Here is a 15447-nt window from a genome sequence, read left to right on the forward strand (position 1 = left end):
CTTCGCCTGCCTTCACTTGTATTAACAATAAACTAATCGCAGTGAATTTAGACGACTTTAAACATATTCTACAGCGCTATCTGCAAGGACAAGTAACGGACAAGGAGAGAGACCGGGTCGATGTCTGGTATCAGTCCATTTCGAACGAGGATATTAGCCCTTTTGAGGACTTGCAGCATCGTAAGGCGGTCAAAGAAGACCTATTCGAGCGTATTGCTGTAGGTTCGACATTTGGAAAAACGAGGAAAGCCCGTATCCGGCAGCTTCACTGGATGTCTGTTGCAGCAGCAGCGCTGTTGTTTTCCCTGGCAGGACTATGGTTTTACCGGCAGCCATTCTCCATTCTTCCGCAGACATCTACTCCTGTTGTATTTCATAAAAATGTGACAAAAGCAGGCGAATTGCGGGAGATCTCGTTGCCCGATGGTACGTCAGTATTCCTGAACGGCAATACAGGGCTCCGTTATGACGAACTAAGTTATGTGAAAAATAGGGCAGTTTTTCTGGATTCGGGAGAAGCTTTCTTTTCTGTCAGGCGTGACACCGCGCATCCTTTCACTATACAGACGGGCGCTGTGTCCGTAGCCGTGCTCGGTACATCCTTTAATATAAACAACTCACCGATGTCAGGTGAGGTTACTGTTGAAGTCAAAACTGGTCGCGTGAAGGTCCAGGGAAAGGAGGATAATCGCTTTCATATCCTGACACGTGGCCAAGGAATCCGTTACAGTCATACTGGAAAGCAGCAGGGCCTCTTTCAAGGAAATCCAGGTCATGTGAATTTATGGACCCAGGGCGGACTGTGGTTGAATCAGGTAAACTTTGACGGGTTAAAAGAGATTTTCCATAACCGTTACGGTGTCTTACTGAGGGCGGATAAGCTCGATACAGATCGCTTCAATTATTCACTGATCATACCTCAGGTCCGTTCATTGAATCAGGTCTTAGATATGGTCTGCGCTATTCATCAACTCAAATATAGGAGGGAACACAATGAAATAATTTTATATAAATAGCTGGTTTACGAACAGCAGATAATGGGTAATCAAAAGAAAGGGCTCATCTGGCAAACCGCTAAATCCACCAGAGAACGCCCTATAAGTCATGTTAAAAAAACATTTACACAAATATATGTATAAAATCTCAAAGCTTAACCGTATGGCTTCGAAGCTTGTACTCTGTTCTGTTTTTTCATTCGGCGGAACAGTAGTCGTGGCCGGATCCACGGGGTATATGCAGCTCATCAATAAGGATAATATCAATATTCGCCTACACGCAGGTCATGCAGCACAGGCTCTACACCAGCTGTCTCAGCAAACCGGTCGGGCAATAGGCTATGACAGGAATACGATTGCGCTGGAAAGCATATCAGTTGCCGAAAAGGTCTTTAGAAACGCGAGTTTTGATGAGGTGTTGAATTACATCCTGAAAGGCACTGATATTCGTCCTAAAGAAGTTTCTGGGGGTATTGTGTTAGTTAGATATGCCGAAAAGCAACAATCTTATGGCCTGAAGCTACAGATCTCGGATCCACAGCAGCGTCCTATTGCGGGGGCTTCTGTACGCGAACTCACAACAGGGCAAAGCCGCTTATCGAACGAAAAGGGAGAAGTGACCATCAAATTGCCAGCTGGCGAATATAATCTCGTGGTTACACATATTGGCTATGAAAAAAAAGAACTGTACAATTTAAGGCTGGATGCCAATCACCTTGTTGTGCAGCAGGTCACACTAAAAAGTAAGGATAAAGCGCTTGACGAAGTGGTTGTGACAGCACTTGGCATCAAGCGTCAGGACCGTTCTTTAGGTTATGCCGTTGGCAAGATCAAAGGTGACGATCTCAATCGGGTGAACAACGATAACTTTCTGGTCGGGATGGCGGGCAAAGTTCCGGGAGTGTCCATTAGTGCTACGGGCCCCACAGGGTCAACAGTAAATATGGTCATTCGGGGAGCTTCGTCCTTAAGTACCGATAACCAGCCGCTGTTTGTGGTGGATGGCGTACCATTAATGAATAGTTTAAATAATATTGGTGAGATCGGTGATGACAATAAGGTGGACTATGGGAACGCCATAGCCAATATCAATCCAGAGGATATAGAAAATATATCCATTTTAAAGGGACCCAGTGCGGCTGCCCTGTATGGTTCTAGGGCAGGCAATGGTGTCGTTTTGATCACCACAAAGACCGGTAGAAGTGTTGAGAAGATGACGATTGGGCTGACCAGTAACACCGTGTTTGACATCCCTTACAAATTTATCGGCCTGCACAACAAGTTTGCCAGTGGAACCATGCCCTGGAGACCGGGAGACCAGCCGGGAGACCTACTAATCGAAGAATCATCGAGTGCCATGGTGGGACCGGCACTCGACAAGGGATACAAGGCGGTGCAATGGAATAGCCCCCTTGATGAAAATGGAAAGCCCATTCCGACAGAATTAAAATCGTATCCCGATAATATCAAAAATTTTGTACGGACAGGTCTGACCAGTACAAATGGACTCTCGCTGAGCAACCGCAGCGAGAAACTTGACTATCGCTTCTCTTATTCAAATATGGCCAACAAGGGTATTATCCCGAATTCAGACCTCTTTCGGAATACACTGAATATCAATTCGACCATGCGTCTGCGGAAGGATCTTTCGTTGGGGCTCTCCCTGGACGCCAGTAGAAATAACTCCAATAATCGGCCGGCAGGCAACCGCGGAACGAATCCCATGCAGGCAGCGTATGAGGTGGCACCGCATATTAATATCCTCGACCTAAAAGACTACTGGCTACCGGGGCAGGAACAGATACAACAACGGTCGCAGTCTGTCGGCAATCATAACAATCCGTATTTCCTGGCCTACGGTGTTAATAATGCTTTTACGAGAGACCGCGTTTTTGGTAATCTGAGACTGGATTGGACGATCAGAAAAGACTGGACGGCGATGCTGCGGTACGCAACGGATATATATTGGGAGAATCGGGAAACAAAAATTCCCTACAGTTACACGAACGAGCCCCGTGGTGCTTACGGCATTGTCAATCTCATGAATATGGAACAGAACATCGATTTCCTGACAACCTATACTAAAAAATGGGCTGACTTTCAGGCTTCAGGTTCCCTGGGGGGCAATTTGCGGTACAATCGAGGTAAGTCAGTACAGAATATTTCAAAGAGCGGCGCCGGGCTCATTACTCCGGGATTGTATACCCTCGCCAATATCAGTCCGCTGAATCTTGATTTTAACAGCGCAATTTCCGAAAGAGCCATAAACAGTATTTATGGTCTGATCAATCTGAACTACAGGGACATGATTTACCTGGATTTGACAGGGCGTAATGATTGGTCCAGCACCCTGCCAGTCAATAATAGGTCTTACTTTTATCCTTCTGCCTCGTTGAGTGTCTTGGCCAACCGGATGTTATCATTACCCAAAACTGTTGCGCTGCTGAAAATCAGAGGCGGAGTAGCGCGGGTAGGAAACGATACCTATCCGTATAATTTGTCCAATGTACTGAGCAACCCCGGCAGCTGGGGTGATGTGTTGAGATTGACGCGTTCCGGAGCCCTTTTGGTTCCGGATCTAAAACCGGAGATAGCGACCTCCTATGAAATCGGAGCGGATCTGGCACTATGGGACAACCGCATTAAATTTGAAGGTACTTATTACAAGCTGGACAATAAAAACCAGATAATATCTACGACGCTGCCGGGTTCGAGTGGCTTTAATTCTAAAAACATCAATGCAGGTCTGTTGAGTAGCCGAGGTATCGAACTGGCGGTCTCGGGCCGCCCTATTGCCCGTCAACATTGGTCCTGGGATGTAGGTGTAAACTGGCATCGCAACCGTACCCGGATAGATGAGCTTTCAGAAGGTGTGGAATTCTATACGTTTTGGACCGACGGAAGAGGAGGTGCCCGTACATACGTAGGCGAGGAAATAGGAGATTTATACGATTCTAAACTCGTCACCGTCGAGGATCCGTCTTCTCCATATTATGGTTATCCGATATTGAATAAAAATGGTTCCTGGCAAGCTGTGCGAATCAACAATAGCCGCAATAAAATTGGCAATTTTAACCCCGATTTTACCATGGGGCTACAGTCGAGCCTGCGGTATAAGAGATGGACCATGAACATTGCCGCGGATATGCGGTTTGGCGGAAAGTTTATGTCCCAAACTTACAGGTATTTTGAATCCAATCTGACGACACAGCGTTTTCTTGACCAATTAATCAATCCAAATGGGATGACGGGTGAGACCCTTCGGAACTACCTTGTCGATCATGACCTCGTGCGCGTCAAAGATAATCGGTATCCCATTGTTGGCGGACCGGGAGAGGAATATGGTGGCTATCCGGTCAATGTTGGTGGTGTGACCGGAAACTTCGGTGTTTTTAATCCCGGAGTTATTGCTCAATACGATGATAAGGGCAATATCACCGGATATACTGAAAATTTGGGTGGGGAAGGTACTAAATACATCGCATACTCCGATAACTATCCTTGGGACTTCATGAATGCAGCAACATTTGATGCCTCTTTTATCAAGCTACGTGAACTTTCGTTCAGCTATGATGTCTCGGGTAAATGGCTAAAGAGATTTGGGATTGAAAAGGGCAGCGTGGGCGTATATACGCGCAATTTAATTCTCTGGACAAAGGCGAAAGTCGGCATAGATCCCGAAATGGCATTTCAGCCGGAGACTGGGGTTGGATTTAAACAAGGGATTGAGCGGTATAACGTTACACCTTGGGCAATGCCGGTAGGTTTTAAAATAAATGTGACATTTTAAGTCGTGAAACAACATGAAAAAACAGTTGAGAACTTTAATGACAGCGTTCCTTGCAACGACGACTGTCTTATATATTTGTGCCTGCAAGGATTTGACAGAGCTTAATATTAATCCTAATGGCATTAGTGAAGAAGATGCAAATCCCAATCTATTGCTCCCCACCATATTGACTGGGGCGGCAAAAAAGTACAATGAACTGAGCTTCTCGGACCTTGGTGGCGTCATACAGCACACACAGCTTGACGCTTGGTTTAACGCGCATAATGATTATGAATGGACAGGTGGAATTTTAAGCTGGGACGCTTATTATGGATTTCTGCGGGACAATGAGCTCATGCGCAAAAGAGCGGAAACATTGGGATCGGACTTCCATGTCGGGGTAGCGTTCACCATGCGCGCCTATCTGTTTGGACTGATTGCCGATCTATGGGGCGATGCCCCCTATACCGACGCACTGAAGGCGGAGCTTGGGGATCCGAAATACAATTTTCCGAAATACGATAGCCAGGAAGTTATCTATAAGGGAATAATTGACGAGTTAAAACAGGCAAATGAGCTGTTGTCGCGACCGGATGCCTCTTATGAAGTATTGGCAAATGCAGATGTGTATTTCGCCGGAAAGGCCTCAAAGTGGCGCCGCTTTGCCAATTCCTTAGCACTGAGATATTATATGCGCATCTCTGAAAAAGCTGGTGATTTTGCCCGGCAGGGAATCGAAAACATGCTGCGAAACCCAGATAAATTTCCCATCATTAGCAGTTCGGCAGATGATGTACTGATGAATTTTGTAGGTAACAATGCAGCGGACTCCTGGCCTTCCAATACGGTATATGACGCGAGTGGAAGCAATTTCAGAAGGATGAAGATGTGTGCGACGCTGGTAGACCGGTTGCAGGTACTGAGAGATCCGCGACTGGGAGTATGGGCAAAGAAAGTCGAGATACCGATCGAAATCCGTAACTCAGAACCAAGTGGAACAGATAAAATAGTCAATGGGGTTCGTATTGTGTCACCGGATGTCGTCAAGGGCGTGCTTGTCGATACGGATAGCGATTATGTCGGACTGCCACCAAGTGTGTCGAAAAATCCCTCGGCATTCAACTTGAATCCCACACCCGGACAGACTTCTATCAATCCGCATGTTTCTTATCTCCATGATATCTACCGTGCAGCAAAAGGCGATCTGCTCAAAGCCCGGCTGCTTTCTGCAGCAGAAGTTCATTTTATATTGGCGGAAGCCGCATGGAAAGGCTGGGAGTTGCCTGAGACTGCCAAAACCTATTATGAGCGGGGCATTCAGGAATCCCTGTCTAGCTGGGGTAAAGCTGCTGATTTTGCAGCATATATTCAGCAAAAAGGAGTGTCCTTCGAGAATACCCAAGCACAGATTATTGAACAAAAATGGATTGCAAGCTGGTCTGCGGGCGCACAGGCATGGTTCGACTATCGAAGAACAGGGTACCCTGTGCTAAAAGCCGGCCCCGCCGCAATCCGCACCCAGCTGCCACTGCGTATCCCTTATATGCAGACAGAAATGAGTGTTAACCAGAAGAATGCAGAGGAGGCATTAAGCCGTATCGAAAAAACGGCCTATTCGCAGGCGGATAATGAAAATAGTGCCTGGTCTAAACCTTGGCTGTTACAAGGCACAGGGAAGCCTTGGTAATAGGATAACCGATGAATAATTTATATAAACAAAACTTCAGATGAGAATAAGAGATTTTATTTTAGCCGCCGCCATAAGTTGCGTTTTTTACAATGGAAAAGCCCAATCAACTGCTGGACTAAAGCAGCCCGACCGTATAACGTTGACCTGGTCCGACGATCCTTCCCGTACGCAATCGGTCTCCTGGCGTACAGCTGCCAAAACGGATAACATTATTGGGCAGATTGCCGAAGAGCAAAGTAGTCCGGATATCGACGCGAAAGCCGTGTCGGTAACGGGCAGGCAGCTCCGTCTCGCTAGAGGTGACGGGGAGGATTTCTATCATCAGGTAACTTTTCGTGATCTAAAGCCTGGGACGACTTATGTCTATCGTGTAGGGGATGGAAGCAACTGGAGTGCATGGAATCAATTCAGGACAGCTGCACAATCTGGTGACTTTTCGTTTATCTATCTCGGCGACGCGCAGAATGATTTGAGGTCGCGCTGGTCCCGCACTATCCGTCGTGCATTTCAGCAGGAGGCAAATGCCCGTTTTATCGTTCATGCCGGCGACCTGATCAACCGTTCCAATAACGATGATGAATGGGCAGAATGGCATGAGGGCGCCGGATTTATCCACCAAATGATACCTGCAGTACCCACCCCCGGCAATCATGAATATCGCCGGGACTCGCTGGAGCGTCTCGTTCTGGACCCCCACTGGAACGTACAGTTTAATCTGCCGAAAAATGGACCGCAGGGATTGCAGGATGCTGTTTATTACCTGGATTACCAGGACCTGCGTATGGTTTCTCTCAATTCACAATTGATTATGCTGGACTCAGCTGCTGCGCAAAAACAAGAACGATGGTTGGAAATGGTACTGTCGGCCTCTCCAAAAAAATGGACTATTGTGGTAATGCACCATCCGGTGTATTCTACGGCAAAAAATAGAGACAATACCATTTTAAGAGAACGTTTCAAACCGATTTTCGAAAAATATGGTGTCGACCTGGTGTTACAGGGACACGATCATACTTATGCGCGTGGCAGTCTTGGTAGAAAGCGGCCGGTATACCTGCTGTCTGTTGCAGGACCGAAAATGTATGCGTCCGATTCGGAAAGATGGATGGATGTCAGCGCATCGGATACACAGTTGTATCAAGTGATAAAAATCAAGGCGAATAAGCTCTATGTGGCAAGCTATAAGCTCAATGGACAATTGTTTGATTCCTTTGAACTATCGGAAAAATAGACATGTTATCCATAAAAGAAACCTAATTCAGATTGCAAAGACGGTATATTCTTCCATCGTATTGGATGTAACTTTTCTTAAAAGAATGAACTCAAACCAACAGTCAAAATGATAAAAACCTTCTATTGCCACATCTTTTTTATACTCGTGGCCATATCCTCTTCACATGCCCAGTCAGTGAACCTGCTCAAACAGTTTGAGCAAAAAAGTATACATATTGCTGCACATCGGGGTAGCCACCACAATTATCCGGAAAATTCTATTCCCGCCATTGAGGATGCCATTCGGCTCGGGACTTCTATCGTTGAACTCGATGTCAGAGCAACCAAGGATGGAGTATTGGTTCTGATGCACGACAAGACACTGGACCGCACGACAACTGGCCAGGGGGACGTAGCTCAGCATACATATGCTGAAATACAGCAGCTGTCTCTACGTGAAAGACCGAATGGAAATGCATCGACAATGGCCGTTCCGACTTTACAGGAAGCGCTACATTTGTGTAAAGGAAAAATCATTGTGGACATTGATTTCAAAGAAGAGAAGAAGAATCTGATCGATAAGGCTTACGCACTTATTGCCAAAGAAGGCATGGAAGATCAGGTTCTATTCTTCCTTTATGATTACAAGGACATGCCCCGTGGCTATAAAATTAATCCAAAGATCACGCTTTTCCCGCGGGCCCGGAGCATGAAGGATCTCGAGGCCATTCTAAAAACGAAAATGACATCGATTGTTCATATCGACGACTCATTTACCGATGTCGAACGATTGAATGTGCTTCGCAGCGAAGGTATTTATTTTTGGATGAACAGCTTGGGGGACGAAGACGAACTGGCGCGCGTTGAGGGTGTAAAAGTCTATCGCTCTTTTTTGAACAAATACCCTTTTGTACGCATCGTTCAGACCGATTGTCCCAAGCTATGGTTGGAGTTAGCAGAATAGGTAGCAGCTGTTGATTATTTTAGTGTAAAATATGCTTGTTTATTGTTGCTAAATCCTTTATTTTAGTAATTTGAAACCGGTTGCATAACTCCGATAAATTAACGAAATGAAACTCCGAATACTCTGCATGACGGTGATGGCATCACTGCTTCATCCCCAGCTTAACGCACAACAACTACCCTACAAAAATAGTCATCTACCTACCGAAAAACGGGTCAATGATCTTTTGGCGCGTATGACGGTAGAGGAAAAAGTAGGGCAGCTGAGCAAGCTGCTGGGATGGGACATGTATGTTAAGACAGGGAAGAATATCAGTGTCAGTGACAAATTAAGGAAAGCGGTGAAAGAGCAGCACATCGGTTTGTTATGGGCGACTTTGCGTGCCGATCCCTGGACGCAAAAAACATTATTGAACGGCCTTAGTCCGGTGGAAGCCGCCCGTGCAACCAATGCTATTCAACGCTATATGGTAGATAGCACGCGTCTCGGCATCCCGTTATTGCTTTCTGAGGAAGCTCCGCATGGACATATGGCTATTGGTGCGACTGTATTTCCCACAGCAATCGGCCAGGCCAGTACCTGGAATCCGGGGCTGATTGAACAAATGGCTTCCACGATCGCGAAGGAGACCGCTGCTGTGGGAGGGAAAAACGGCTATGGCCCAGTGCTGGACCTTGCACGTGACCCACGCTGGTCCCGTACAGAGGAAACCTATGGCGAAGATCCATACCTGATCGGTGAAATGGGAACTGCCATGATCCGTGGGTTCCAAGGCGAAAAACTTGGGCAGCCAGATAAGATAATCGGCACCTTAAAGCATTTTGTTGCTTATGCAGCGCCCGATGGTGGGCATAATGGAGAGTCTGTATCTTTTGGTGAACGTAGTCTTCGTCACTATTTCCTACCGCCTTTTGAGCGGGCAGTAAGGATGGGGGCGGGCTCGGTCATGACGGCATATAACAGCATTGACGGCATTCCCTGCTCGGCCAACCCATGGTTGTTAAAGCAAATTTTGCGCAAAGAATGGCGGTTTAATGGCTTTGTAGTCTCCGATCTGTTGAGTATATCCGGCCTGAACGGCGGACATGCTACAGCAGAGACTGGTATGGATGCTGCCTCGCAGAGTATCCACGCAGGCTTAGACGTTGACCTGAGCGGAACGGGCTATGGCGATAATTTGCTCAAGGCCGTACAACAGGGACTGGTTGAGCCTGCTGTATTGGATACCGCGGTGGCACGGGTTTTACGCATGAAGTTTAATCTAGGATTATTTGAGCACTCTTATGTAGACGAAAAGCTGGTGACACAGAAGGTGGCGACAGCCGAAAATAGAGCTGTAGCCAGACAAGTAGCCAGAGAATCCATTGTTCTGCTCAAAAATGAACAGCATACGCTGCCATTGCGTAAATCGTTACGTCGGATTGCAGTTATTGGACCCAACGCAGATAACGCCTATAATCAGTTAGGCGATTATACTGCGCCACAGGCGGATGGAAAAATTCAGACCGTATTGGCAGGAATCCGGGCCGCAGTGTCCAAAGGAACAACAGTTGACTATGTGAAGGGCTGTGCTATCCGCGATACTGCCAATTCCAACATCGCGGCGGCCGTCGCCGCTGCTGCTCAGGCAGATGCCGTCGTGCTTGTACTCGGTGGATCAAGCGCACGGGATTTCAAAACTTCTTATCAGGCGACAGGCGCGGCAAATGTTGATCCGAATACAGTCAGTGATATGGAAAGCGGTGAAGGATTTGACCGGGTGTCATTGGATATGATGGGAGATCAGCTGAAGCTGTTGAAAGCGGTTCAGGCGACAGGAAAGCCTGTAATTCTGGTAACTATTATGGGGCGGCCATTGAACCTAAACTGGGCTTCCGAACATATTCCGGCAATTGTCAATGCATGGTACCCGGGACAAGAAGGTGGGTTGGCTATCGCTGATGTGCTCTTTGGCGATTATAACCCTGCGGGGCGTCTGCCAATTTCTGTGCCCCGTTCCGTAGGTCAGCTGCCTGTACACTACAATCACGCGAAGCCTAAGCATCATGATTATGTGGAGATGTCTGCCAAACCACTGTATTCCTTCGGTTATGGTTTGAGCTATACTAAGTTTGCATATTCTAACCTGAATGTCAACGTAAATGAGACGGCAGCTGATTTTAGCTGCGATATATCCTTTGATGTGGAAAATAACGGGCACCTTGACGGAGAAGAGGTCGCACAATTATATGTCGTCGATGTGGTCAGCTCGGTTGTCACTCCGATTATGCAGCTGAAACGCTTTGAACGGAAACCTATTGCGGCAGGGAAGAAGGCAAGGTATACTTTTCGTCTGAGCAAGGAAGACCTGAAGCTGTGGGATGCGTCGGGCGTATGGAAGACCGAGAAAGGTAAATTCAAGCTACTGATAGGAGCGTCATCCGACGACATCCGTCTCGAAACCGAAATTGTACTTTCGAAAGATTATTCCTTTTAATAAATTCCTTTAATAAAGGGGATCTCAAGTAAGCAGATCCCCCTTTATTATTTGATTACCACATGTTTTATACCTTTTCTGTTCCAGGTATAAGTGATATGGATCAGACCGCTTTTATCTTGTATAATCGTAGGGTAGGAGTATTCATCGCCTTCCACCCCGTTTTCCAGCGTTAGCCGATCTTTCCATTGCAAACCGTCTTTGGAGGTGGCTACATGCAGTTTCGTCCGGCCTTCCCACCATTGCTTGCCGGCAGTCGATGGATTATAAACAATCATAAACACGCCATTTTTCAATCGTATAGCATCCGTAGCGGCGTTTGGATTCAGCAGGTTGGTCGATTGCCATGGGCCCCAGGTTTGTCCTTGGTCCGAAGAAAAAGCTGTCATGACCTGGTTTTCTTTACTGCGGCAAAGCACCTGAATGCGGCCGTCTGCATGTTCGATAATGCTCGGTTGGATCACCTGGATGCTTGTGTCTGGGCGTATAGGACTGATGGTCCACGTCTTCCCTTGGTCACGGCTGACTTCTATATGTGCTTTCCAGATTTCATCTTTTGACTCTGTGCTCGAAGGAGACAGGGTCAAGCCATCAGCCAGTGTCAGGGGCCTGTTTTTGATCGGTCCGAGGACTTTAGCAGGTAGACGGGAAGCTGCCGACCAATGCCGGCCGCTGTCCAGAGAATACTTCACATAGCCGGCCCATTCACGTGGGTTAGGACCAACTTTATAATATAAATACAGCGAATCACTGGAAGGGTATTGATATAGGACAGGGTTCCAGGTTGGATAGCGAGTATCACCAACAATGCCATCTGCAATCTGCAAGGGAGGCTGCCATTGTCCGTTTGCGAAAAGCGAGCTCCAGATGACAACATCCGGATTGGACTCATGCGTACCTCCAAACCAGGCGACCAATAAGCTGTCTTTGCCAATGGACTGGATGGTGGATGCATGACATTGTTTGAAGTCCACCTGTCCTGGGTGAAAGATCTGTTCGGACAAAAGCAAACGAGGTTTATAGCTTGAACAGGCGGATAGTAAAGCCAGCAATAGAACGGAGAGAAACACAATTTTTTTCATTTGGAATGAGATATTAATACTTGTTGAGCAAGGATAGTCTGTTGTGTAAAAGGTACTGAAAGAATTTAGGCGGCATAGAGCGGCTACATAATATAGCTTCGGTTAGCATACTTTAAAGACCGGTAATATGTTGAAAATCCTCGGAAAAAATCCCGAGGATTCAACTTATTTGCTGAGTAACTGTATGGCAGTCGCGTAATTGAAACGGGTGCTTGGACTTCTCAGCGTGATCTGATTATCGTGTTGAGACCAGTTTACGCGGCCCTTGTGGCCCAGTATAGTGATTTTTTTGACTTTGAAGTTATCAGGAACCTGAAAAACATATTCATTGGGCTGCTCATAAGCATCACCTTCAGAAAGATGGAAGACATTGACTATTTTGGAGTCCTTGCTTCGTGTGTAATAATAATCGCCTTGGTGGTATGGTGTGATAGTTCTCGTGGCATATACAGCGCTTTGGTTGATTTTCATCCATGCCGCAAGTTCGTGGAGACGGTCGTAGGCAGCCTTGTCGTAGTCTCCGTTGGGACCAGGGGCAATATTCAGCAGGTAGTTGCCACCGCGGGAGATGATTTTTATTAATGTTTCCACGATCTTTTTCGTTGGCTTGTAGTTATCATTAGGCACATAGCTAAAGGAATCGCCCATGGTAATACAGCTTTCCCAGGGAATATCCAGAGGATGCTCCGGAATTGCTTGTTCGGGGGTAACATAGTTTTCCCAGCTTCCGGGTACTGTCCTGTCGACAACAATGATTCCGGGCTGATTTTTGCGCGCCATGTTGCCGATACGGTCCATATCGATATCCTGTTCGACCTTGATCGTACGCTGCCAGTCGACAGATTGGTCTATCGTTTTAAAAGGACGTACCCAGCCGCCATCCAGCCATAAAATATCTACCTTGCCATATTCCGAAGTCAGTTCATTGATCTGATTGTAGGTATAATCTTTGAATTTCTGCCAGCGGTCAGGATGTTTTTGTGGATCATAGTTTACGTTGCGGTCTTTCGGAGGAAAATACCGCCACCAATAGTAGTCTGTATGCCAGTCCGGTTTTGAGAAGTAGGCTCCGATTTTAAAACCGTCATTGCGGAAGGTGTTGAAGATTTCTTTGGTGACGTTTGCTTTGGGGTTTGTGGAAAAGGGCGTTTTTGAAGAAGTGATTTTATAGTCCGACTGTTTGGTGTCAAACATTGCAAATCCGTCATGGTGTTTGGTTGTGAACACTACATATTTCATTCCGGCTGCCTTTGCCGCATCGGCCCATTTTTGCGGGTTGAAATCTGTGGGGTTAAAGGTTGTCTGCAAATTTTCGTAGTTTTTGACGTACTCATTGTACGTTGCTCCGTGTTCCGGTTTGCGTTGCGTCCAACCCTCATCTTCGGGACACAGGCTCCAGCTTTCCACAATACCCCATTGGCTATAGGTGCCCCAATGCATGAAAAGTCCAAATTTCATGTCCTGCCACTGTTCGAGGTTTTCGATGACCAAAGGATCAGTGGGTTTTTGGTAGCCGGCAGATACGTTGTGCGCCTGTGCGAAGGCGGCCGTCGAAACGGTAGCCAGTAGAACGGTGGATAGAATTGTTGTGAGTTTTTGCATGTATAAATATACTGAAAATGACAAAAAAGAAAGCCACCCAAGAGTGGCTTTCAGTTCATTGAAATTGTAGTTTAGTTTACGTCCCAGAAGAGTTTTACATTTGGATTATCCTGATCCTTTACCTCATTGTAGTTCGCAGTGTTATAAGTTGCTTCTGTCTGTGGCAGTGTCAACTTAAAAGGCACGGTTTTTTGTCTATCTGATGTAAATGTCGGAATAGTAAATTTCGGATAGTCTAAACGTCTTTGTTCCGACCAGTTTTCTACGGCCTGGAACAGGTTAAAATGCAACCATTTTTGTGTGGCAATTAGTTGGATTTTATTGTTAGCACCGTCCCAGTCGACTGTTTTAACAAAAGTATTTATCTCTTCGTTCGTTGGGATAGCAGCTGCGGGCACAGTCGCATCATCACTTTTTTTACTAATGCTAATATACAGTGCAACCGATTCTTTAAGTGCTTTTTCAAAAGCCATTTTAGCAGCGCTATTATTCGAATTTTTACTGTAGTATTCAGCTAACAATAAATTTACTTCCGATGCCGTACATAACAAACCAGGAAGGAATTTATTTCGAGAAACGGTATGACGGTGGATGAAACTGGTCACGGAATCTCTAGCAATGATATTTTGCTCGGCGGATGTTAAGCTTTGATCAAAACCGATATACACTTTGTTTGCTTTTACGCCCGTTTCAAATAACAATTGGCGGCGCGGATCTTTTATTCTATTCATCTCATCGATCATATATTTGCTGGCAAGGTTGGCATTCCAGCCGTCTGCCTCAAACGCACCTTTAATGTCTTCCGATTTGATATCGGAACTTAGGTTAAAGATATCGATTTGAGCATTATCGGTGTTATCCAATATTAACGGATATTTTGTTTGATCATTTATAATTTCAGCCAGCTCAGTGTTCGCCCTGGCCGAAAATTGGGTGCTCCCTGATAAACGAGTAAGCATCCTTAAACGTAGTGAATTGCAGTATTTTTTCCAAAGTTGTAGATCACCGTTATTAATCAGGTCCTGCGTTTTGAAAGTCGTCAGGAAGCTAGATGGGATATTTATTGAATTCAACTCGTTACTGATAGATTTCAGCTCGTCCAGCATCGTTGTATAGATGTCGATAGCCTTGTCATATTTAGGATAAGAAATAGTATAATCCCCACCATTTCCCATTAATTTTCCGGCCTCGGACCATGGGATATCTCCTACTAGGTCAACCATTTGTTGGGTTTGGTCGTAAAATAAGATTTTAGCTGCCAAAGCCATCACTTTTTTCTGTTCTTTGTCTTCAGGACTCAATGCTTCATATAGACGAACGAATTCCTTGTATTGGGCGAGCCCGGCGTAATATTTATTCCAACGTTCCTCAATAGCAGCAGAGCCAGGTACGAGTTGGTTTGCTTGATTAATAGAACCCAGATTCTGAATATACAGATTGATGGTAGGCCTTAGCGTAATGAAATAATGTCCATAAGTTGGAATAATAAGAGCTCTAAATTCATAGATCATGCCTGTAAATTGCTTTTCAGGTGTTGATTCAGATACTTTACCTGGGTTTTTGTAGTCATCCGCAAAAGAATCTTTCTTACACGATGTTATAGTTGTTAATGAAGCTGCACAGAGCCCCAAGAATAAAAGGTACTTTTTCATTGTCA

Annotated in this window: 9 protein-coding genes; 6 read left to right on the plus strand and 3 right to left on the minus strand. The window is 45.9% G+C overall.

Annotated elements, in window-relative coordinates:
• The first annotated feature begins 41 nt into the window (after positions 1-41).
• The 6 genes from K7A41_RS04850 (at position 42) to K7A41_RS04875 (ending at position 11106) form a co-directional block, all read left to right on the plus strand.
• Positions 42-1016, plus strand: coding sequence for a FecR family protein (locus K7A41_RS04850; RefSeq protein WP_265712818.1), 975 nt, complete (start codon positions 42-44; stop codon positions 1014-1016).
• A 115-nt stretch (positions 1017-1131) separates the two neighbouring features.
• Entirely contained in the window at positions 1132-4785 is a 3654-nt protein-coding gene (locus K7A41_RS04855; protein ID WP_265712819.1) for a SusC/RagA family TonB-linked outer membrane protein, read from the plus strand.
• A 13-nt stretch (positions 4786-4798) separates the two neighbouring features.
• Entirely contained in the window at positions 4799-6451 is a 1653-nt protein-coding gene (locus K7A41_RS04860; RefSeq protein ID WP_265712820.1) for a SusD/RagB family nutrient-binding outer membrane lipoprotein, read from the plus strand.
• A gap of 40 nt (positions 6452-6491) precedes the next feature.
• Positions 6492-7685 carry a purple acid phosphatase family protein gene (locus K7A41_RS04865; protein WP_265712821.1) on the plus strand — a complete coding sequence of 398 codons (1194 nt, stop codon included), beginning with the start codon at positions 6492-6494 and terminating at the stop codon, positions 7683-7685.
• A 108-nt stretch (positions 7686-7793) separates the two neighbouring features.
• On the plus strand, positions 7794-8630 hold the full coding sequence (locus tag K7A41_RS04870; protein WP_265712822.1) for a glycerophosphodiester phosphodiesterase family protein: 837 nt from the start codon (positions 7794-7796) through the stop codon (positions 8628-8630).
• Positions 8631-8736: 106 nt separating this feature from the next.
• The gene (locus K7A41_RS04875; protein WP_265712823.1) at positions 8737-11106 is read left to right on the plus strand and encodes a glycoside hydrolase family 3 N-terminal domain-containing protein; all 2370 of its coding nucleotides are present in this window, start codon (positions 8737-8739) and stop codon (positions 11104-11106) included.
• A gap of 47 nt (positions 11107-11153) precedes the next feature.
• On the opposite strand, the gene K7A41_RS04880 is transcribed toward K7A41_RS04875, so the two are convergent.
• The 3 genes from K7A41_RS04880 to K7A41_RS04890 all read right to left on the minus strand — a co-directional run bounded on the left by K7A41_RS04880 (position 11154) and on the right by K7A41_RS04890 (position 15442).
• Complete coding sequence (locus K7A41_RS04880; RefSeq protein WP_265712824.1) at positions 11154-12188, minus strand: sialidase family protein; 1035 nt, start codon at positions 12186-12188, stop codon at positions 11154-11156.
• 165 nt (positions 12189-12353) lie between these two features.
• Positions 12354-13790, minus strand: a complete 1437-nt coding sequence (locus tag K7A41_RS04885; RefSeq protein ID WP_265712825.1) for an alpha-L-fucosidase — start codon at positions 13788-13790, stop codon at positions 12354-12356.
• A 71-nt stretch (positions 13791-13861) separates the two neighbouring features.
• Positions 13862-15442, minus strand: coding sequence for a SusD/RagB family nutrient-binding outer membrane lipoprotein (locus tag K7A41_RS04890; RefSeq protein ID WP_265712826.1), 1581 nt, complete (start codon positions 15440-15442; stop codon positions 13862-13864).
• Positions 15443-15447 lie beyond the last annotated feature (5 nt).

Source organism: Sphingobacterium sp. InxBP1 (assembly GCF_026191775.1).
Classification (GTDB): domain Bacteria; phylum Bacteroidota; class Bacteroidia; order Sphingobacteriales; family Sphingobacteriaceae; genus Sphingobacterium; species Sphingobacterium thalpophilum.